This window comes from Methanoculleus caldifontis, assembly GCF_032842345.1.
In the GTDB taxonomy this organism is placed as follows: domain Archaea; phylum Halobacteriota; class Methanomicrobia; order Methanomicrobiales; family Methanoculleaceae; genus Methanoculleus; species Methanoculleus caldifontis.
The window spans coordinates 869,197-890,468 of the sequence record NZ_WBKO01000001.1; the positions used below are offsets into that span (position 1 = coordinate 869,197).

Here is a 21,272-nt window from a genome sequence, read left to right on the forward strand (position 1 = left end):
CAAATGGCCGGGGAGCTGATCCATCTGTTAGACAGAAGTGTTTTGTCGAGAGCATACTTTTCGCGGGAGCATGTAGCACGTCACCAGTTAGACTCCTACAATTACTTCCTCCTGCATAACCTTCAGAAGGTCGTCGATGAACAGCGTGTCATCGAGACCGATATCGAGACCCGCGGTAAGGGCAAAGAGGCCGTATGGGTTGAACTGGGCAAGATTGAGGTCAAAAAGCCGCTCGTCCGTGAGGCGGACGGGTCGCAGTCCGAGCTCTTCCCGAGCGAGGCGCGCCTCCGCAATCTCACCTACGCGGCACCCATTCAACTCGAGATGACGCTTGTCCAGGGCGAAGACCGCCAGGACCCGATCATCACCACCATCGGCCAGCTGCCGGTGATGGTGGGCTCGGCCGCCTGCAACCTCTACAACATGACCGATGCCGAGCGGACCGCGCACGGGGAGGACCCCCTCGATCCCGGCGGCTACTTCATCGTCAACGGCACCGAGCGGGTGCTGATGACGCTCGAAGACCTCGCCTCGAACAAGATCATGACCGAGTTCACCGAACGCTACAACGAGCGGATCTACGTGGCGAAGGTCTTCTCGCAGTACCGGGGCTACCGCGCGCTCGTGATCGTGGAGCGGAACAGGAAGAACCTGCTCGAGGTCTCGTTCCCCTCGGTCGCCGGTCACCTCCGCTTCGTCGACCTGATGCGCGCGCTGGGGCTCCAGGGCGACCACGACATCGTGGAGGCGGTCTCGACCGACGAGGAGATCCTCACGTTCATGATGCAGAACCTGGAAGAGGGCGAGTGCGACACGGTCGACGAGGGCGTGATGTACGTCGGGAAGAAACTCGCACCCAACCAGACCCGCGACTACCAGCGGAAACGGGCGGAGTTCGTCCTCGATAACTACCTCCTCCCGCACCTGAATTACCTGATGCCGGTGGGCTTAAAAGAGGAGGACCCCGGTTACCGCGCGGCGGTCGAGGGTGTCCGCCTCGCGAAGGCGCATTTCCTCGGCCGCATGGCCGAGGCCTGCTTCGACCTGGTGCTGGACCGGCGCCGGATCGACGACAAGGACCACTACTCGAACAAGCGCCTGAAACTTGCCGGCGACCTGATGGAAGACCTCTTCCGGATCTCTCTGAACCGTCTGACGCGCGACGTGAAGTACCAGCTCGAGCGGGCCAGCATGCGCCACCGCGACCTCTCGATCGGCACCGCGGTGCGCGCGGACGTCCTGACCGAGCGGCTGCTCCACCCGCTCGCCACCGGCAACTGGGTGGGCGGGCGTACCGGTGTCTCGCAGCTCCTGGACCGGGTCGACCACATGGCGGTGCTCTCGCACCTCCGGCGCGTGATCTCCCCGCTCTCCCGCTCGCAGCCGCACTTCGAGGCCCGTGACCTGCACCCGACCCAGTGGGGCCGGATCTGCCCGAGCGAGACTCCTGAGGGTCCGAACTGCGGTCTGGTGAAGAACTTCGCCCAGATGGTCGAGATCAGCAAGGGCGTCATCGACGAAGAGGAAGTGAAGAATATTCTGTACGATATGGGCGTCATCGCCCTCCGGAGGGAGACGGCATGAGACAGTCACGTGTCTTCGTCGACGGTGCCCTGATCGGGCTCGTCGACGACCCCCGCGACCTGGTCGCCCGGATGCGCGAGATGCGCCGGCGCGGCGAGGTCTCAAGCGAGATCAACGTCTCCTACAAGGAGTTCAACAACGACGTCATCATCCACACCGACCGCGGGAGAGCGCGCCGGCCACTGATCGTGGTCAAGGACGGCAAGCCTCAGGTCGCCGAGAGCGATCTCGAGCGTATTCGGAACGGCGAGCTCAACTTTGAGGCCATGGTGCGGAAGGGCGCGCTCGAGTTCGTCGATGCCGAGGAGGAGGAGGACCTCTTCATCGCCATCGATGAGGCGGACCTCACCCCGGAGCACACGCATCTTGAGATCGATCCCTCGCTCATTCTCGGTATCGGTGCGGCGCACGTCCCCTTCCCCGAGCACAACGCGAGTCCGCGTGTCACGATGGGCGCAGGGATGGTCAAGCAGGCGCTCGGCTTTGGGGCTGCGAACATGAAGCTCCGGCCCGACACCCGTGGGCACATGCTCCACTACGTCCAGAAACCCCTCACCTTCACCCAGACCTCCGACGTGATCGGCTCCGACGACCGGCCTGCCGGCCAGAACTTCGTCGTCGCCATCATCTCGTATGAAGGGTTCAACATTGAGGACGCGCTCATCATCAACAAGGCCTCGATCGACCGCGGCCTCGGCCGTTCGCACTTCTTCCGCACCTATGACGGAGAGGAGCGGCGCTACCCCGGCGGCCAGGTCGACCGGATCGAGATCCCCGACGAAGAGGTCTCCGGCGCGCACGGTGCCGAGTACTACGCGAACCTCGATATCGACGGCGTCATCAACCCCGAGACGGTCGTCCGCGAGAAAGACGTGCTGATCGGGAAGACCTCCCCGCCGAGGTTCCTCGAGGAGCCCACGAGCGAGCTGATCGCCGTCGAGAAGCGGCGCGACACCTCGGTCACGATGCGGAGCAACGAGCACGGTATCGTGGATACCGTCATCATCACCGAGGGCGAGAACTCCTCGCGCCTCGTGAAGGTCAGGACCCGTGACCTCCGTGTCCCGGAGATCGGGGACAAGTTCGCTTCCCGGCACGGGCAGAAGGGCATTATCGGGCTTATCCAGCCCTCGGCGGACATGCCGTTCACCGAGTCGGGCATGACGCCCGATCTGATCATCAACCCCCATGCCGTCCCGAGCCGTATGACCATCGGGCACATGCTCGAGATGCTGGGCGGCAAGGTCGGCTCGCTCGAGGGCCGCCGGATCAACGCGACCGCGTTCCGCGGCGAGCCCGAGACGGATCTCCGTGGCTCGCTCAGGGAGCTCGGCTTTGCGCACAACGGCCGCGAGGTCATGTATGACGGGATCACCGGCTGGCAGTTTGCCGCCGATATCTACGTCGGGGTCATCTACTACCAGAAGCTCTACCACATGGTATCGAGCAAGATGCACGCGCGGTCGCGCGGTCCCGTGCAGGTGCTCACCCGCCAGCCGACCGAAGGGCGTGCCCGTGAGGGTGGTCTCCGGTTCGGTGAGATGGAGCGGGATGTCATGATCGGCCACGGCGCCGCCATGGCCTTGAAAGAGCGGCTGCTCGACGAGTCCGACAAGGTGACCCAGTGGGTCTGCGCGAAGTGCGGCATGGTCGCGATGCTGGACCGGAAGCGGAAGGTGACGCGGTGCCTTGCCTGCGGCGGCGAGACCGATATCTACCCCGTCGAGATGAGTTATGCCTTCAAACTCCTCCTCGACGAGATGAAGAGCATGGGCATCGCTCCCCGCTTAAGACTTGACGATATGGTGTAAGAGAGGGGGCTCAATCAAACTATGACCAGTCCAAAACGTGTTGGAAGGATCGAGTTCGGGCTCTTCTCCCCGAAGGAGATCCGCAAGATGAGCGTCCGGAAGATCATCTGGGCGGATACGTATGACGACGACGGCTTTCCCTATCCGCAGGGCCTGATGGACCTGAACCTGGGCGTCATCGACCCGGGTCTCCGGTGCAAGACCTGCGACCAGAAGGCCGCCGACTGTCCGGGCCATTTCGGGCACATCGAGCTCGCGAAGCCCGTCATCCACGTCGGTTACACCCGGCTGATCCGGAAACTCCTCCGGGTGAGCTGCCGGTCCTGTTCCCGTCTGCTGATGACGGCCGAAGAGGTCGAGAAGGTCGTCGGCCCCGAGGACAGCGAGCTCTCGGGAGATGTCGTCTCCGAGAAAGACATCAAGAAGGAGCGGGTCTGCCCCCACTGCGGGGAGCAGCAGCTCAAGATCAACTTCGAGAAGCCCACGACCTTCTCCGAGGTCTTTGTTGAGGAAGGGCGTAAAGTAGAGCACAAACTGACCCCGGCCGACATCCGGGCGCGCCTCGAGCGGATCCCGGACGAAGACCTCCGGGTCATGGGGATCAACCCCGACGTCGCGCGGCCGGAGTGGACGATCCTCACCGTCCTCCCGGTCCCGCCGGTCACGATGCGCCCCTCGATCATCCTCGAGAACGGGCAGCGGTCCGAGGACGACCTGACCCACAAGCTCGTGGACATCATCCGGATCAACCAGCGGTTCAAGGAGAACCAGGACGCCGGCGCGCCCCAGCTCATCATCGAGGATCTCTGGGAACTCCTGCAGTACCACGTCACCACCTACCTCGACAACGAGGTGGCAGGGTGCCCGCCCGCCCGGCACCGGAGCGGCCGGCCCTTAAAGACGCTCTCTCAGAGGCTCAAGGGGAAGGAAGGCCGGTTCCGTGGCTCGCTCTCCGGTAAGCGTGTGAACTTCTCGGCCCGTACGGTGATCTCGCCCGACCCGAACCTCTCGATCAGCGAGGTCGGGATCCCGCTCGCCATCGCAAACGAGATGACCGTTCCCGTGCGGGTGACGCCGTTCAACCTTGAAGAGGTGAAGCAGTATGTCTTAAACGGTCCCGAGCGCCCCACCATCCGGTCGGCCTGCGGTGCAAACTACGCCATCCGCCCGGACAACCGGAGAATGCGTCTCTCGGACGCGAACCTCGAGACGGTCACCGAGATGATCGAGCCCGGCTGGACCGTCGAGCGGCAGCTGAAGAACGGGGATATCGTCCTCTTCAACCGTCAGCCCTCGCTGCACCGGATGAGCATCATGGCCCACCGGGTCGTGGTGATGGACGGGAAGACCTTCCGGCTGAACCCGGCCGTCTGCCCGCCCTATAACGCCGACTTCGACGGGGACGAGATGAACCTGCACATCCCGCAGACCGAGGAGGCGCGGGCCGAGGCCGAGATCCTGGTCTCGGTGCAGGCAAACATCCTCTCGCCGAGGACCGGCGGCCCGATCATCGGCGGTATCCACGACCACATCTCGGGTATCTTCCTCCTGACACACGGGGTACGCCGCTTCGGGAAGGAAGAGACGCTCTACCTCACCCAGCACCTCCCCATCGACCACCTGCCCGAGCCGGAGAGCCGGGATGAGAACGGCAACCCGCTCTGGACCAACAAGCAGGTCTTCTCGCTCATCCTCCCCGACGACCTGCACATGATCTTCCGCGCCTCGTCGTGCCAGAACTGCGAGACCTGTAAGCGGGAGATCTGCGAGAACGACGCGTTCATCCAGGTCGCCGGCGGGCAGCTCGTCACCGGAACCATCGATAAGAAGGCGATCGGCGCGTTCGACGGCCAGATTCTGCACCGGATCATCCGGCAGCACGGCATGAAGCGGGCGGCCCGGTTCATCGACGACGTGACCAAACTCTCGATCCGGGGGATCATGCTCAAGGGCTTCTCGTTCGGCATCGACGACGAAGACCTGACCCGGACCGAGTACGGCCAGATCGACGAGGTCCTTTCGGGCGCCGTCACCGACGTCGACCGCCGGATCCGGATCTTCAACGAAGGCCAGCTCGAACCGATGCCGGGCCGGACGCTTGAGGAGACGCTCGAGATGCAGATCATGCAGGTCCTCGGCAAGGCCCGTGACCGCACCGGTGAGATTGCAGGGCGACACCTCGGTATGGATAACAGCGCCGTGGTGATGGCGGTCTCCGGTGCCCGTGGTTCGATGCTGAACCTGACCCAGATGGCCGGGTGCCTCGGCCAGCAGTCCGTTCGTGGAGAGCGGATCATGCGTGGCTACGAGGACCGGACCCTGCCGCACTTCCGGCGCAACGAGCTCGGTGCGGAGGCGCACGGGTTCATCAGCAACAGTTACAAGAGCGGCCTCTCCCCCACTGAGTTCTTCTTCCACGCCATCGGTGGTCGTGAAGGTCTCGTGGACACTGCGGTTCGTACGTCGCAGAGCGGTTACCTGCAGCGGCGGATGATCAACGCCCTGCAGGACCTCAAGGTGGCGTACGACGGCACCGTCCGGACTACGGGAGGCCGGATCATCCAGTTCCGCTACGGCGAGGACGGGACCGACCCCGGCAGGAGCAGCTACGGCGCCCCGGTGGACGTGAAAGGTATCGTAGAGAGCGTCTTAAAGGAGGAGATCAAGTGAACAGTGACATGGAGCAGCGGATCGAGGCCCTCGATCTGCCGTACCGGACCCGCGAAGACCTGAAGGCGAGCCTTACGGGGCGCGACCTTACCGACGAGCAGTTCGACCGGATCCTCACGATGGTCTTCTCGGAGTATAAGAAGAGCCGGATCGAGCCCTGCGAGGCGGTCGGCGTCGTTGCGGCGCAGTCGATCGGCGAGCCCGGCACCCAGATGACGATGCGTACGTTCCACTACGCGGGTGTGGCCGAGATCAACGTTACCCTCGGCCTTCCCCGGCTGATCGAGATCATGGACGCCCGGCGCGAGCCGAGCACCCCCACGATGGCGATCCACCTGCTGGACGAGTGGGCGTTCAACCGCGACCGCGCCCGTGAGGTGAGCTGGCAGATCGAGGCCGCGCCGCTCCACGAGTTCGGGGACATCACCATCGATATGGAGAACATGCAGGTCCTCGTCCTGCTGAATAAGGCGGTCTGCGACCGGCGCAAGATCGGCGTGGAAGAGATCTTCGAGACGGCCCCGAGGAAGATCCGCGAGAAGCGTCATTTCCGCGACTTTGAGGTCGAGGGAGACGCAAAGCGGGCAGCGATAACCTTTACGCCGAAGAACCGGGAGAGCTACCAGAACCTCTTCCAGCTCGCGGAGCACGTGAGGGAGGTCATCGTTCAGGGTATCGACGATATCGAGCGTGTGGTCGTCAGAAAAGAGGGCGGAGAGTATATCCTTTATACTGAGGGCTCCAACCTAAAAGATGTCTTCGAAGTCGAGGGAGTCGATACCTCCCGCACCCGGAGCAACAACATCAGCGAGATCGCCGATGTGCTCGGTATCGAGGCAGGCCGGAACGCGATCATCCAGGAGGCGCTGAGCACCCTGAACGAACAGGGTATCGGCGTCGATGTCCGCCATATCATGCTCGTCGCCGACATGATGTGCATGGAAGGCGAGGTCAAGCAGATCGGCCGGCACGGTATTGCCGGTGAGAAGGAGAGCGTCCTCTCCCGGGCTGCGTTCGAAGTGACGGTCAACCACCTGCTGGATGCGGCAATCGCAAACGAGGTGGACGAATTGAACGGCGTCACCGAGAACGTTATCGTGGGCCAGCCTATCCAGCTCGGCACCGGTGATGTAAAACTCATTGCAAGAGCAATCAACCTGAAAATCTAGGAGAATTATCTATGGACTTTAATGCTTCACTCCGCAAAGCCGTGAAGACTGGTACAGTATTCCTCGGTCAGAACAAGACCCGGGAATGCATCGAGGAAGGCAAGGCCAGACTGGTCGTAGTTGCCGCAAACAGCCCCGAATCCGTCAAAGATCTCGTGAAAGAAATCAATGTCCCCGTCTATGTCTACGAGGGATCGAGCGTCCAGCTCGGGAAAGCCTGCGGTATGCCGTACGTCGTCAGTGCGCTTGCTGTGGTCGAACCCGGTGAATCCGACATCCTGACGGCTGCGAGAGTGTAGACGATGCCACAGGTCGTGCTGACTGAGGAGTGCATGCGCCTCATCTCCCAGTTCGAGAGCCTCACCGGCGCAGGCAGCCGCGATTGTATCATTGACAATCGCAACGAGCGTATCATCTTCGTGATCAACTCCGGCGACATGGGTCTTGCCATCGGCAAGAGCGGGTCGAGCATCAAGAAGGCTTCCGAGGTCATGGGCAAGAGGATCGAGGTCGTGGAGTACTCTGCGGACCCGGCCCAGTTCCTCCGGAACTGTTTCCTTCCCGCCCAGGTCACCGGTATCGACTTCGACACGAATGAGGAGGACCTCCAGGTCGCCTTCATCGAGGTGAGGGACGAGGACCGGGGCCTTGCCATAGGCAAGGCAGGAAAGAACATCTTCAAGGCAAAGGTTCTTGCGCAGCGGCAGCACGACATCGCCGATGTCCAGCTGGTGCAGAACGAAGTTGCCTGAACTTCGTCTCCTTTTTACCATAACCTCCCGTTCGGGCCTGTTGTCCTGCCAGGGGCCGCGATGCCCCGGCAGGCGCAGGTGCCGGGCTCTGAGCCGTCACGGCGATCCGCGATCGTTTCGAATCCTTGCGCCTGCGGGCGTTGTCTTTCGATTCCCGGAAGCGTTACCGTGGGGTTGATCCGCGCGAGGGGTTGCGAGCGGCCCTTGATCAGGAAGTTATATATATTTGCGTTGTCTCCATGGGACAACCATGAATCGAGGATCTGGACGGACGGCGGGGCCTGCCCTATCCGCAGCAGAACCGTTGAAGAGGGTGTGCGGCGCCCCGGGATGCCGGAGAAGGGTGCCGCCGGGGCGTCTTCTTCCTGTCTTCCTGCTCGCGGCGCTCTGCATCGCTCTGGCCGTCCCTTTCGCGGCGGCCGCCCCGGCATCCGGGGAGAACGAGAGCAGTGAGAAGCCCGCTATCGCGAAGGTGCCGGTAACGGGGCTGGTGACGGCGGAGCCGACTCCCACGACGACCGACCACCCGGTCCTGCCTGCCGTTGCCGCCCCGGCATCGGCCCTGGACGGTGCCGGCGGCGAGGAGGTGGAAGAGAATACGACGGTGACGGCCACGTCCTCCCTGGAGCCGACCCTGGCGGCGACCACGTCAGAAGAGGAGGAGGAGGAGGAGAAGGAGACGCCCGCCCCGGTGCCGACCCTGGAAAAGGATGCTCCCCCCCGGCCGGGCGCGACGATGGCCCGGGCGCACCAGTACTCCGATCGTGCGCTGCCCGCGGGCGACCACCGGCTCGTCAGTCCCGTAACGACATATGTCCCCGACAGGAACGAGTCCGTAGCGCAGCCTGTAGCCGCCGTCGCCCGGGATGGCCTGCTCGTCAGGGGTGTCGGGGTGCTCCTCGACAGGACCCCGGAGGACGTCACCCTGACCCGGAGCGGGGTGGAGATCGCGAGCCTCGACTGGCTGCTCGACACGGCCATGATCCTGGGGGGCCGGCACCCGCGGGTGGCCTTTGAAGGAGAGACGTTCACCGTCACGGTGACGGTCGAGGCGAGGAATATGACGCTCACGGAGGAGCACCCGGCCTACGTTGTCCTGGTGCCGCCGCCGACCGAGACCGGGGTCTACGAGATCACGCGGATCAGCGGACCGCAGAGCCTCAGGGACGGCGAACGCGGCGTCTGGAAGTTCTCGGCCACTACCCGCACCGGGCGACTGACGCTCGCGGACCTCACCCTTCCCGAGGAGCGGCAGATCACCAACCTCTCGACGACCCCGGATCTCTTTGCCTTCCGGGCGTATGCCTTTGCCCCCGGCCAGGAGATCCCCTCGACGGGCCTCTCCGACCCGGTGCTTGCAATCCGGTCCGGCGGGAGCGCCGGTGCGGCGGAGGACCGGCCCCTCCCGGAGATCTACGCGATCGCGGGTATCGAGAACTCGACACTCCTCGCCTCGGAGACGATGACCGGGGCGTGGCACCGGGGTGTCGACTACGAGACGATCGTCGCGGAGGCGGCGGGGCACCTTGAGGCCCTGGAGGGCCTTGCTCCTGAGGAGCTGACGGCCATCCATGCCCGTGAGGAGGGTGCCGGGACGGAGAGCCATTCCGGGCCGCAGCCGTCGATCTTTGACATGATCGTCGGGTTCTTCAGCGGACTGCTCGGACAGGCGGGCTAACGGTTTCTGAAGGCGGAGATCCGGACGAGGCGAGGGTGGCCGCCGAACACCGCCCCTCCTGCCTCACCGCCCTTTTCGTGCAGGCCTGTCAGTCCCCGGGCTTTTCACTCTCTCTGAACTCCTTCCAGAGGCGCGCGAGTCCGAAACAGCCCGAGAGCATCATGTCCCCGAAAGGCGCCGCCTGATAGGCTTCGGGGAGCAGCCTGAGCCGGTTCGGTCCGGTGACGGCAACGGCGCCGGCGGGGAGGGGCTTTCTGACCGCCGCGCCGTGACCGCCGTCATCGAAGACCTCCTCCGAGGTCAGGGTGCCGTCGGCGAGCCGCCGGATGTAGTATTGCAGTTTTGCCGGGTCGAGCGCGCCGGTGTGGTGCTCGAAGAGCCCGTAGATCTCCCTGCCCTTCAAGGTGAAGCAGAGGGTGTGCCCGTTCCCCGCGTTGACGAGGGTCACCCCGGACCCGGCCATCCGCCGCACCCGTGGGTCGCAGAGCGCCCCGATGAGGGCGGCCGGCCCCGTATCGGCGACGAGCGCGCCCGGCGCCTGCTCCAGGGCCGCCTGCATCCTGGTCATGTCGGGAAGGGCCGGGTCGGCGGCGAGCGAGAGGAGGTCCCAGTCCCCGGCGTCCAGCCGTTCCCGCATCCGCTCGAACCGGTGGATGCGGTTGCTCCGGTGCGGGGAGTAGCCGTGGTCCTGGACCGCTATCGCGACGTTCTCCGGGTAGGCAACGCAAAAGAGGGAGAGGACTTTCCTGAGTTCCGGCTCCATGTAGTCGGTGGTGCGGACCCTCGCCGCGTCTTCTCCCGGAGGGGCGGTGCGGATCTCGATCCCCATCGCCCGAACCCGCTCCGGATCGTCATGGAGGGTCGCCGCGGCCGTTGGGGTGGCGTAGACCGGGAGCCCTGCCGCCAGATGCTCGCGTATCGCGCCGGTGTTCGCGCCCCCGCCCATCAGGAACCCCTCGAGATAGACCGGGAGCCCGGCCCGGGTCGCCTCCCGGATCTGCGCCGCCACGACCACGGTCGGGGAGGGGAGGACCAGTTTGATGCTGTTCTCTATCGACCGGCCGGGCTCGTAGACCAGGATGTCCTGGGTGCCCCTCCCGACGTCGATGGCAAGGAGCGGGGTTTTGAGATCGATCATGGGTAAGCCTCATGCGCCGCCGCGGCGCTGGCCGGGCGGTTTCATATCGAGTTTCGCGGCGAAGTCAAAAAGGGTGTCCTATGGAGGCGCTTCACATGTTCTCACGCGAAGCCGCGAAGAACGCGAAGTGCGAGCAAAGCGAGCATGAGAAGCCCTCAGGCTTCGAAGCGTGAACGAAGTGAGCGTGAGCACCGTCAGGTGCGAAGAACGACGCTCCTACGGAGCGGAGTTGGAGCACCGGAGGTGCGACTTGCGAGCATAAGCGAGTTTGAGCACCGCCAGGTGCGAGGTGCGAGCAAAGCGAGCATGAGCCCCGTCAGGTGCGAGGTGCGACGGATCGGAGCATGAGCACCGCCAGGTGCGAGGTGCAATGTTCCAATGAAACGGAACCTGAGCACTCAAAGGGTGCGAGCGGTGACGCTCCTCTCAGGAACGTCGTTTGCGCACCGTAGATACGAAGGGATGTTGCATACCGGCTACGGGCCTTCGCGCTCTTCGCGCCTTCGCGTGAGGTGATGGTGCAGGGGGTAGAATAGGGGGGGCTCTGGGGCCTCTGGAGGGAGTTTTTGTCCGGGTCTGAAAAAGGTATGATCCCGGTCAGGCATCCGCCCGATCGGCCGGGACGCCGGCCCCGGTTCCCCGGTCCTGGCGGCCCGGCTTCAACTCCTGGTATTCTTTGAGGGAGACCGTCAGGTCCCGGGTGAAGGCGAAATAGCCGATCTGGGTCGTCCGGCAGAGGTTCATCGCCATCTCCATCAGCCCGCGGGGGTCGGGGCGTGCTTCCCCGAGCCATATATGGAAGATGTTCCCGCCGTCCACGACGGGGAAGAAGACGTGCTCGATCTCGATCCTTTTTGTGAGCGGGACCGCGGCCGCCGGAGTGACGTGGGTTCCGTTGGTGTAGTAGATGGGCAGATCGAGCGTCGTGCCGAGCATATCGAGCGCCTTATCGACGTCGCCCTTGATGACCTTGAGCGTGTGGTCCCTGAACCGCTCGTCGAGGAGGTCCGCGACCGCGAACCGCTGGCCGGTCGTCTCCGCCGGGGTGCGGGCGAGGGCGATCGTCATGTTGTGCTTCTTCGAGAGTTCGCGGGAGTACATCTCCAGTTCCGTCAGTGCCCGGACGGCGAGACGGAACGCGTCCTTCGACTCGTGGAGCTGGTGGCCGGTGAAGTGCTGCACCATCTCGTTGACGCCGACGACGCCGATGGTGTAGACGAGGCCTTCGAGATCAACGGCAACCGCGCCGCGTTCGCCGGTATTCGGGTCCTTCGGGCGCTGCATCGCAAACGGCATCCGGCCGTTCGTCCGGATCAGCGACATCCACCGGCGCTTGATCCGGAAGAGGTCGACCGCGATGTCCATGAGCGACTTCAGTTCGGCGAAGAGCCGTTCCTGGTCGCCCTCCGCCTTGTATGCCGCCCGCGGGCAGTTGATCGACATCACCTGCCAGGAGCCCATCGAGAAGTGCTTCCCCTCGCGGAAGTAGAGTTTGTCCTCGAATCCGGCGTCCTCGTCGGCAAGCGAGGAGAACTGGTAGGCGCAGCAGTTCCCGGTCACGATGCCGAGCGCGTTCGCGAAGGTGTGGGTGCCGGCGACGTCGACGAGGTCGTAGACGTAACCGTCGTGCTCCACCGGTTCGATCGAGAGGATCCGGAGCGGGTGGACGTCTCCTTCGGCGAGCCGGCTCGCCCCGGCCGCACGGGCGACGGGCGGGAGGACCAGTGAGACCTGGATCCCCTCCATGCCGCCGAGACTGCACCTGCTCGCGCAGGCGACGGCGGTGAAACAGTTCTCCGGCAGACGGGCGAAGGGGCAGGCGATCTGCCTGCCCCGCGGGGCCTCCGCAGAGCACCCGGTCTCGTTCACGAACCGGTCGATCTGGTCCTGGTTCGTGATCCTGCAGGTGTAGGTCCTGTCGCCGTGCCGCTGGACCCCCGTCTCCCGCTCGACGTAGTTCATCTGGACGCCGATCTGCTGCGTCAGCCAGACCAGTTTCTGGGCCGCGTCGCGGGAGGCCGCCGCCAGCCTGATGCTTCTCGGGCGGCGCAGGGATGCTCCCCTCCCCGCGACGCTGAAGGCCGCGCCGAGGTAGTCGCCCACGAGCGTCGCATCGAGGTTGAAGAGGAGGTCCGGCACCGTCCTCTCTGCGTCGAAGGAGCCGCAGCCGAGAGCGTCGACCAGGAGGTAGACGAGCTTGCTGTTGACGACGACCTCGGTCCCGGCTGCCGAGTCGCGGACCTGCGGTTCGAATCCCAGGGCGGCGCGGATGCATCCGGCGGCGTCCGCCGCAAGATCCCGGTCGCGCTTCGGGAACGAGAGCCTGACCGTGTAGCGCCGCCCGGACCGCTCGTTCGATCCTGCGGCAAGGTAGTAGCCGAGGAATGCAGCGAGGTCGCGGCTGACCGGGAGGATCCGGGGGAGGCCGGGGTGTTTCGTGCCCGGGACCTTCACCGTCTCTTCCGTGGCGCGGGCCTCGCCCGCGTGGCCCGCCCCTGCGAGGACCTCCGCGACATCGATCTCCGTGACCGGGCTCTCGCAGAACCCGCCCGCCTTCAGCACCGGCAGGTAGTCGCCTGCCTTGAGGTCTCCTGCCGTCTCCGGCGCGAACCCGTCACCGTTGAGGTGGTAGACGGGGTGATCGGGCGTGACGGTGATCGTCCTGCCCGACTCCAGGGTTATCCGGAGGAGGTTCCCCGTATACCGCCGGCGCATCACGCCGCGGAAGGGGCGGAGGGACGAGTCCAGGGTGGCGAAGTCGACGCTCGGCGCCATCCCGTCGTAGTAGGCGAACTCCGTGCCGAAGGGGTCGATACGCCGGCCGTTCTTTGCCGCGGCCTTGAAAAGGTCCTGGATCGGCCTTACGGCGATCCAGCCGTCGTTGTCGGCCACCGGGACGAGTTCGTCGCCTGAGAGGCACTGGTAGCACGAGATTCCCTCGCCGGCGCCCCGGTAGGCGGGGATCTGGTTGTCGTAGTAGGGGGTGCCGTACTTGGAGGCGAGCTCGAACGTCATCAGGTAGAGGTCGTGGTAGGTGGGGAGACCCGGGTGCTCGCGGTTGAACTCCTCGTTCTCGCTGAGGAAGTCGGGCTCGATGCTGATCTCGGGCTTCGGGAAGGAGAAGGGTTTGCCCCAGTAGTCCCCCTCGAGCATCACCTCCATCAGCGCCTTGAAGAGGAGCCGGACCTCCCGCTCGAACTCGCCGTAGGTCCGGAGCGGCGCCTGTTCCCCGTCCCAGACCTTCCCGCGGTAGACACACGGCTTGTCCCGCCAGAGGGCGGGGACACCGGGGGAGAGCTGGACCGACGAGAAGACCACCTGGCCGCCCCGGGCGACCATCATCTGGGTCATCTCGTAGACGAACATCTGCATCAGCTGCTTGATCTCCTCGTAGTCCATCCCCTCGAAGAAGGGCGCCATGAACGTCAGGAAGTTGTAGTAGCCCTGGCCGCCGGCGAAGTTCGTCTGGGCGGAGCCGAGCGCCTTGACCGCGTGGAGGGCCGCCACCTCGGCTCTCTTCGCCGGGCCGGCGACCGAGGCCTTCGTTCCGTTGCCGTCGGGCATCAGGCCGTAGTAGAAGAAGTAGCGCAGGTCCCAGTCCTGACAGTTGTGGACGAGCAGGCCGTCGGAGGCGAAGAACGTGTGGCTCTCCTCGCTCCCGTCGCCCTCGATGAAGAGGTCGTAGACGTACGCGCCGGTCGGTTCCGCCGGAGCGACCTCGACGACGGCCTCCTCCCGCCCGGTGGTCCGGACCCCCTTCACCGCAGAGAGGAAGCTGTCGATGTGGTCCTGCCGCGAGTCAAGGAAGGTGGCGTACCGGGCAAACGTCTCGATGTTCTTCCTGCCGTTGAGCTGGATCCGGTAAAGCGTCCGCCGCTCCTCGTCGTCCCCGTAGAGTTCGACGATGTGGGGGTTCATGCCGAGCGCGGTGAGGAGCAGTGAGAGTTCCTGCCGGAGAGTCGGCGACGCGGTCGTGTAGTTGACGATGCAGTCCGACTTCTCCGGGCGGTAGTATGCCGAGCCGTCCCCGGTGAAGAGAGCGGAGAGGAACTCGTGGAGGAGCACGTCATCAAGGTGGTAGACGATCCAGGGGAGGCGTTTCCCGGCCGCTCCCTCCGGGATGGCAAAGACGTAGCGGAAGAGCAGGTACGAGAGTTTGCCGCCGAAGTAGACCTGCAGGGCCCGGTTGCGCTCCACCTCGACCCCGTAGATGGTCGTGGTATCGGGGGTGCCGCCGGCGACTGTCGCATAGGTGTTCAGGGCGGCGCGTGCCGCAGCCCCAATCACGGGCGCCTGACGGTTCTCGGTGATCGCGAGGTTGTATTGCCCGGCCGCCGGTGCGGCGTTGTAGTTGCCCTCGGCGACGAAGAACCCGAAGAGCCGGACGAGTTCCGGCGTAAGGGTGAGGAGGGCCGGAAGTTCGTGTTCGCTTCCGGTGACTCCGACCGTCACTCCGGTATAATCCTCGATGCCGTAGCGGCTGCAGAAGGCTGCGAAGAGGGCTACCGGCATGATCCCGCGCGTATACCACTGCTTCTTGTGCTCGACGCCGAGCGCCCGCGAGATCCCGGCGTAGGAGGCGGCCCGGCCGCTCTGCACGACGTCGGCAAAGATCCCTTCCGCACCACGTACGTAGACGTTCTCGAGGAAGGGCGCCGGCACCGACGCCGGGAGTTCCCTGACGAGATCGATCGCCCCGATCGTCTCCCCGCGGAGAGCGTCGGTTGTCGAGACCCGGTAGAGGGCATCGCCGGCACGTACCTCGTCGGCACGGCGGACGGCCATCCCTGCATCGGTCCGCACCGGGATCCGGTGCTCGCCGGTGACCATCAGCGACCGTCCCCCGGATGTCCGGATCCGGAGCATCTCGCCCGTGCCGACCTGCCGGCGGGTCACCTTCGTAACCCGACGCCAGCCCTTCGGCGTCAGCGCGGAGAGGTCTTCAGGGCGCCACTCGTCGCCCTCGATCGGGAGTTCGTCGGGACGGACGCTCCGGATGCGGCTATCCATCCGAACAGGTATGGCCGTGCTCCCGTCGATGCAGAACGGGCGGGTCCCGAAGTATTCCAGGTCGTGGATATGGAGATCGCCGCGGAGGTGGTGGTCCGCGAGGTCGGGCGGGAGCTGCAGGAGGTACTGCTCCTTGCTGATCTTGTCCGCCTTCTTCTTGTGCGACGTCTCGGCGTTCTCCTGGAGGTTCGCGTTGTCGTGAGCCTCGAATCCCCGCCCGACGTCGATGAGGTGCGCGTCGAAGACCGGGGTGCCCACCCGGGTGCAGACGTTGCGGTAGGGGATCAGGCCGCGCTCAAGGAGCGTCATGTTGACGATCTCGCGGATCAGGGGGCCGGAGAGCGACTGGAGACCAAGCAGCTGGATCTTCCTCTCGACCCGGCGGGCGATATCCTGCGCCGTCTCCTCGTCGGCGCCCTCGTAGCCGTAAAAGACCCCTACGAGCCTGGTCTCCTCGGTGATCTGCCGGATGATCCGGTTCCTGTCCCAGTTGAGAAGGTAGCCCCGCGATGTCCGGACCTTGGGAAAAGTGGGGACGAACTCCCCGAATATGGTCGTCTGCGTCGACTTGCGCGTCAACCTCATGCCTCCGCGATCAGGCCTGCGACAAGGTCTTCCCGGAGCGCACCGCCGGCAAAGAGGTCGCCGGACGTGTAGAATGCATCACCCTTCTGCAGTACCGGCGCTTCCTGGACGAAGACGCCGTTGATGCGGAGCTCGGTCAGCGCCTCGGCGGACGCCATGTCGCTCTCGACGAAGGGAGCACCCCTGGAGGCCAGGAACTCTTTGAGGATCTCGCAGTTCGGGCAGAATTCCAGTGTATAGACGATGAATTGCGCTGTATCGGAAATGACAATTACCCCCGGAGTCGGTCGTTATGTTTTCGCTCTGGTCGGATATAACAGGTATCATTTTAACGAGCGGACCGGAGTTCCCCGGAGAGCGCGGGCCCGGAACGCTGCACCGGATCGGGGAAATGAAGGCCGCCGAATTCGCTCCGGCGGTGCCGGTTCCGCCGGATGCGCCTCTGCCGGACAATCAGCATTTTGTAGGGTGAGGCACGATAGTACGGTAATATGGTCAGGACGTTCGTTGCAATCGATCTCTCCGAAGAGATCCGTGGGAAGGCCCATGATCTTCAGGCCTGCCTGGCACGGTCCGGCGGGAGGCTCGCCATCGTCGACCCCGCAAACCTCCATATCACGCTCAAGTTTCTCGGGGAGGTCGACCAGGCGCTGATCGAGCCGATCGTCGAGGCGCTCCGGTCGGTGAGACTCGAACCCTTCGACCTGACGGTCGGCCGTGCGGTCTGCAACCCGCCGCGGCGGGCGCGGGTGGTCTGGTGCGACGTCGCCGACGGCGGGGAGAGCGCCGCCCTCGCCCGGCAGGTGGACGATCTCCTTGCTCCGCTCGGCTTTACCCGCGAGACCCGTCCCTTCCGCCCCCACGTGACCCTTGCCCGCATCAAGGAGTTCCACCCCTCGCAGTGCCGAGAGGTCGAATGCCTGCCCCCCGAGCCGCTCGGCCGGTGCCGGGTGGAGACTATCAGGCTCAAGAAGAGTACGCTCACGCCCCGGGGCCCCATCTACGAGGACCTTGCGGAGGTACCGCTTTGACCCGGTGCCCCTGCGAGGACGACGTGCTCGGACGGATCCGCCCCACGCCCGAGGAGCGGGCCTATATCCGGGCGATCGGGCAACGCCTGATCGAGGCGGTGGAGCGGTCGGGGATGGCAAAGGCGATGATGGTGGGGTCGGTCGCCCGCGACACCTTCGTCCGGGGCGACCGGGACCTCGACGTCTTCATGCTCTTTGACCCCGCGCTCTCCCGCGAGGACCTCCAGGAACAGGGCCTCTCCCTTGCCCGCCGGATCGCGGAGGAGTTCGGCGCGACCTGGCGCGAGAAGTACGCGGAGCACCCCTACCTCAACGCGACGATCGACTCGCTCGACATCGATCTCGTCCCCTGCTACGCTGTCCCGAGCGCCACCGAGATCAAGAGCGCCGTGGACCGGACCCCGTTCCACACCCGCTACATCCTCTCCCACATCGACAACTACGCCGACGACGTCCTCCTCTGCAAGCAGTTCGCGAAGGCGGGCGGGGTCTACGGGTCGGACCACATGACCGAGGGGTTCTCCGGCTACCTCTGCGAGGTCCTGACGATCTATTACGGAGGGTTCCACGCGCTCCTCGAGGCCGCCGCCCGGTGGAGGCCGGGGGAGACGATCGATCTTGAGCAGCACGGGAGGAAGGAGTTTACGGACCCGCTCGTCGTCATCGACCCGGTCGACCCGGAGCGGAACGTGGCGGCGGCGCTCTCCCTCTCGCGAATGTTCGAGTTCTCGGAGCTCGCCCGCGGCTACCTCGCCGAACCGTCGATAGCGTTCTTCTGCCGGCCGGCCTCCCCGGCGCTCACCGCGGAGGTCTTTGCCCGCCTGCTCGCGGCACGGGGGACGCACCTCTTCTCTATGACCTTCGCGACGCCTGACTACACCCCCGACACGGTGGTCCCCCAGCTCCGTAAATCCGCCGAGTCGGTCCGGGAGCTCCTTGAGCGGAGCGGGTTTGCGGCCAACCGGATCGACGTCTGCATGGAGAAGGAGCGGTGCATGCTCCTCTTTGAGCTGATGGCCGCGGGGGCCCCGGCGATGCGCCGGCATATCGGGCCGCCGCTCTCCGCAAGAGAGAACGCGGAGAAGTTCCTCGCGAAATATGTCGGAGAAGAGGTCTTTGCCGGCCCCTACGTCGAGGACGGCCGCTACGTCGTGGAGGTGCCCCGGCAGTTCACCCGCGCCGTCGACCTCCTCCGGTCGAAGATCCTCTTTGAGGTCGCGCTCGGCAAGCACGTCCGCCGGTCGATGAAGCAGGGCTGGGCGGTGAAGGCCGGTGCGGAGTGCTGGGACGAGGAGTTTGCCGGGTTCCTCTCGGAGTTCCTGGGGCGTTCGTCGCCGCTTGCGAGGATCAAGCGGGTGACGGGGAGATAGAAGGTCTATCCCTAAAGCCGCTCCCGGTATCCCGGCCCCCTCCCCGGAGATACCGTCCGGGAGAATAGCCGTCCCCCTGGTGAAGGATACCGGACTCTCCCCCGGGACGATCTCGATCGGTATATCCCACCGGAGCGCCACCTTCATTCTATGAACACGAAATCAGCCGGGAGACTCGTCGGTTTCGGCCTCCTCACCTGGCTTCTCCCCTTCCTCCTCTCTGTCCCTCTCTATTCCCCGGAGGGCGAGCCGCTCTACGACATCTTCCTGATAAAATCGGTCATGCTCGTCTTCTCCGCCGCGCTCGGCACCCTCCTCATCCTGGCCTATTTCAGGGACGTGCATGGCCGCTTCGTCCGCGAAGGCCTCCTGCTCGGCGGCATCTGGCTCCTGATCAACTGGGCGCTCGACGCCGTCATCCTCCTGCCCCTCTCGGGGATGGATGCCGGCACCTACATGGCGCAGATCGGCCTGCGCTACCTCACCATCCCGATCATCGCCGTCGGGATCGGGTATGCGGCGGAGCAGGCCGTGCGGGGTGCGACTGCCGCCTCGGCAGGAGCATGAGCACCGATAGGTGGGGGTGCGACTGGCGTCCCGGCAGGAGCATGAGCACCGAAGGCGCGGGGTGCGACTGCCGCCCCGGCAGGAGCATGAGAAGACCGAAGGTCTTCGAGTGGGGGTAGCCCCCGGAACCTCCTCACGACTGGATCTTCCGGAAGAGGTATGCCCCGGCGACGGTCGCGAGCACCGCGCAGCCGGCCATGACCGCGAGGCAGACGAGCGGATGAATCTGGGCAGTCCCGGAGAGGCCGTAGCGGATCCCCTCGACGCCGTAGGTCAGGGGGTCGAGGAGCGTCAGCGGCCGGAGCCAGCCGGGCAGGCTGTCGATGGGGAAGAGCGCCCCGGATAGGCCGAAGATCGGGAAGATCACGAAGTTCATGATGAGCTGGAAACCATGCATGTCCTCCATCTTCGACGCGATGGCGATCCCGAACGCGGTGAAGGTCACGCCGATCAGGGCCATGAACCCGACGGCGATCAGGAACCCGGCAACCCCGGCGGGTTTGAGCCCGACGAAGAGCGCGAAGATCATGATGATCAGCCCCTGGATGACCGCCGTCGTCGCACCGCCGAGAGTCTGGCCTATCATGATCTCGAGCCGCGAGACCGGGGCGACGAGCGTCTCCTTCAGGAACCCGAACTGTTTGTCCCAGATGACCTGGATCCCGGAGAAGACCGAGGTGAAGAGGACGCTCATCGCCACGATGCCGGGGATGATGAACCCCATGTACCCGTCTTCCATGCCGGGAATCTGGACGACCGAGTTCAGCCCGAAGCCGAGCACCAGCATGAAGAATACAGGCATCCCGAGGCTGCCGACGATCCGGCTCTTCGAGCGCAGGTAGCGCTTGATGTTCCGCAGCCAGATGGCATAGACGATATCCATCCTTACCGCCCCCTTGCCCGGTGGAACATGCGCACCGCCTCTTTCCCGCTTGCCTCCTCATCCCGGATCGATCTGCCCGTGTAGTGCAGGAAGACGTCCTCGAGCGTCGGCTTCCTCACCGAGAGCGAGGTGATCCCGATGTCGCTCCGGACGAGGTCGGTCACGATCCCGGGGACGTGCCGGTCGGCGTCCTGCAGCCGGACCATCACCGTTCCGTCGTGGCGCTCAAGCCCGGAGATCCACGGGGCGGTCAGGAGGCCGGCGACCGCGCCGGGGTCTGGCGAGGCTATGGTGACGACGTCCCCGCCGATCGAGGCCTTCAGGTTCTCCGTGGTGCCGAGCGCGACGATCGTCCCGCGGTCGATGATCGCTATGCGGTCGCAGAGTCGGTCGGCCTCCTCCATGTAGTGGGTGGTGAGGATGATCGTGATCCCCTTCTCGGCGTTCAACCGCGCGATGTACTCCCAGAGGTGGTTCCGGGTCTGCGGGTCGAGGCCGAGCGTGGGCTCGTCGAGAAAGAGCACTTTCGGCTCGTGGAGCAGCCCCCGGGCGATCTCCAGCCGGCGGCGCATGCCGCCCGAGTAGGTCTTGACCAGGTCGTCTTTCCGGTCCTCAAGCCCGACGAGGGCCAGGAGTCTGGTGATCCGCTCCCGGCGCACCCCGGCGGGGATCCGGTAAAGGCGGCCGTGGAAGTCCATGTTCTCGTATGCCGTCAGTTCTTCGTCCAGGCTCTGGTCCTGGAAGACGATCCCGATGGACTTCCGGACATCGTCTTCGGCGGTCACGATATCGTGGCCGTTGACCGTCGCCGTGCCCGAGGTGGGTCTCTGCATCGTCGAGAGCATGGATATCGTCGTCGTCTTTCCCGCTCCGTTCGGGCCGAGGAGTCCGAAGATCTCGCCGCTCTCGATGGAGAGCGAGATGCCGTCGACGGCGACGAGTTCGCCGAACGACTTCGTCAGGTTCTCGGCGCGTATGGCCGGGACGGAGCCGGTCCCCTGGTGCGATATGTCCGTATGCATTC

16 protein-coding genes are annotated in these 21,272 nt (G+C 65.0%); 11 read left to right on the top strand and 5 right to left on the bottom strand.

From position 1 onward, the window contains the following. Positions 1 to 3 precede the first annotated feature (3 nt). The 7 genes from F8E02_RS04580 (at position 4) to F8E02_RS04610 (ending at position 9,664) form a co-directional block, all read left to right on the top strand. Positions 4 to 1,584 (top strand): DNA-directed RNA polymerase subunit B'', encoded by a 1,581-nt coding sequence (locus F8E02_RS04580; RefSeq protein WP_317064289.1) that lies wholly within the window; start codon positions 4 to 6, stop codon positions 1,582 to 1,584. Then, complete coding sequence (rpoB, locus tag F8E02_RS04585) at positions 1,581 to 3,395, top strand: DNA-directed RNA polymerase subunit B (RefSeq protein ID WP_317064290.1); 1,815 nt, start codon at positions 1,581 to 1,583, stop codon at positions 3,393 to 3,395. The genes F8E02_RS04580 and rpoB overlap by 4 nt, the downstream gene beginning before the upstream one ends. Before the next feature lie 21 nt (positions 3,396 to 3,416). Beyond that, positions 3,417 to 6,065, top strand: a complete 2,649-nt coding sequence (locus F8E02_RS04590; protein ID WP_317064291.1) for a DNA-directed RNA polymerase subunit A' — start codon at positions 3,417 to 3,419, stop codon at positions 6,063 to 6,065. Positions 6,066 to 6,073: 8 nt separating this feature from the next. After that, on the top strand, positions 6,074 to 7,234 hold the full coding sequence (rpoA2, locus tag F8E02_RS04595) for a DNA-directed RNA polymerase subunit A'' (protein WP_394357923.1): 1,161 nt from the start codon (positions 6,074 to 6,076) through the stop codon (positions 7,232 to 7,234). 11 nt (positions 7,235 to 7,245) lie between these two features. Then, positions 7,246 to 7,533 carry a 50S ribosomal protein L30e gene (locus tag F8E02_RS04600; RefSeq protein WP_317064294.1) on the top strand — a complete coding sequence of 96 codons (288 nt, stop codon included), beginning with the start codon at positions 7,246 to 7,248 and terminating at the stop codon, positions 7,531 to 7,533. A 3-nt stretch (positions 7,534 to 7,536) separates the two neighbouring features. Continuing rightward, entirely contained in the window at positions 7,537 to 7,986 is a 450-nt protein-coding gene (locus F8E02_RS04605) for a NusA-like transcription termination signal-binding factor (protein WP_317064295.1), read from the top strand. A gap of 343 nt (positions 7,987 to 8,329) precedes the next feature. After that, complete coding sequence (locus F8E02_RS04610) at positions 8,330 to 9,664, top strand: hypothetical protein (RefSeq protein WP_317064297.1); 1,335 nt, start codon at positions 8,330 to 8,332, stop codon at positions 9,662 to 9,664. A gap of 88 nt (positions 9,665 to 9,752) precedes the next feature. Here F8E02_RS04610 and F8E02_RS04615 read toward each other — a convergent pair whose 3' ends face one another. From F8E02_RS04615 to F8E02_RS04625, 3 genes are all read right to left on the bottom strand, one after another. Next, on the bottom strand, positions 9,753 to 10,802 hold the full coding sequence (locus F8E02_RS04615) for a DUF1786 domain-containing protein (protein ID WP_317064298.1): 1,050 nt from the start codon (positions 10,800 to 10,802) through the stop codon (positions 9,753 to 9,755). A 597-nt stretch (positions 10,803 to 11,399) separates the two neighbouring features. Beyond that, positions 11,400 to 16,397, bottom strand: a complete 4,998-nt coding sequence (nrdD, locus tag F8E02_RS04620) for an anaerobic ribonucleoside-triphosphate reductase (protein WP_317064299.1) — start codon at positions 16,395 to 16,397, stop codon at positions 11,400 to 11,402. Continuing rightward, the gene (locus tag F8E02_RS04625) at positions 16,394 to 16,555 is read right to left on the bottom strand and encodes a hypothetical protein (protein WP_317064300.1); all 162 of its coding nucleotides are present in this window, start codon (positions 16,553 to 16,555) and stop codon (positions 16,394 to 16,396) included. The genes nrdD and F8E02_RS04625 overlap by 4 nt, the downstream gene beginning before the upstream one ends. A gap of 333 nt (positions 16,556 to 16,888) precedes the next feature. Between F8E02_RS04625 and thpR the strand changes: the two genes are divergently transcribed. From thpR to F8E02_RS04645, 4 genes are all read left to right on the top strand, one after another. Beyond that, positions 16,889 to 17,428 carry an RNA 2',3'-cyclic phosphodiesterase gene (gene thpR / locus F8E02_RS04630; RefSeq protein WP_317064302.1) on the top strand — a complete coding sequence of 180 codons (540 nt, stop codon included), beginning with the start codon at positions 16,889 to 16,891 and terminating at the stop codon, positions 17,426 to 17,428. Next, complete coding sequence (cca, locus tag F8E02_RS04635; RefSeq protein ID WP_317064303.1) at positions 17,425 to 18,798, top strand: CCA tRNA nucleotidyltransferase; 1,374 nt, start codon at positions 17,425 to 17,427, stop codon at positions 18,796 to 18,798. The genes thpR and cca overlap by 4 nt, the downstream gene beginning before the upstream one ends. Before the next feature lie 150 nt (positions 18,799 to 18,948). Further along, positions 18,949 to 19,365, top strand: coding sequence for a hypothetical protein (locus F8E02_RS04640; protein ID WP_317064305.1), 417 nt, complete (start codon positions 18,949 to 18,951; stop codon positions 19,363 to 19,365). Beyond that, positions 19,362 to 19,484 (top strand): hypothetical protein, encoded by a 123-nt coding sequence (locus F8E02_RS04645; RefSeq protein ID WP_317064306.1) that lies wholly within the window; start codon positions 19,362 to 19,364, stop codon positions 19,482 to 19,484. Before F8E02_RS04640 ends, F8E02_RS04645 begins: the two co-directional genes overlap by 4 nt. A gap of 14 nt (positions 19,485 to 19,498) precedes the next feature. On the opposite strand, the gene F8E02_RS04650 is transcribed toward F8E02_RS04645, so the two are convergent. Continuing rightward, positions 19,499 to 20,248, bottom strand: a complete 750-nt coding sequence (locus F8E02_RS04650; RefSeq protein ID WP_317064307.1) for an ABC transporter permease — start codon at positions 20,246 to 20,248, stop codon at positions 19,499 to 19,501. Between the two features lie 2 nt (positions 20,249 to 20,250). Then, positions 20,251 to 21,270, bottom strand: a complete 1,020-nt coding sequence (locus F8E02_RS04655; RefSeq protein WP_317064308.1) for an ATP-binding cassette domain-containing protein — start codon at positions 21,268 to 21,270, stop codon at positions 20,251 to 20,253. Positions 21,271 to 21,272 lie beyond the last annotated feature (2 nt).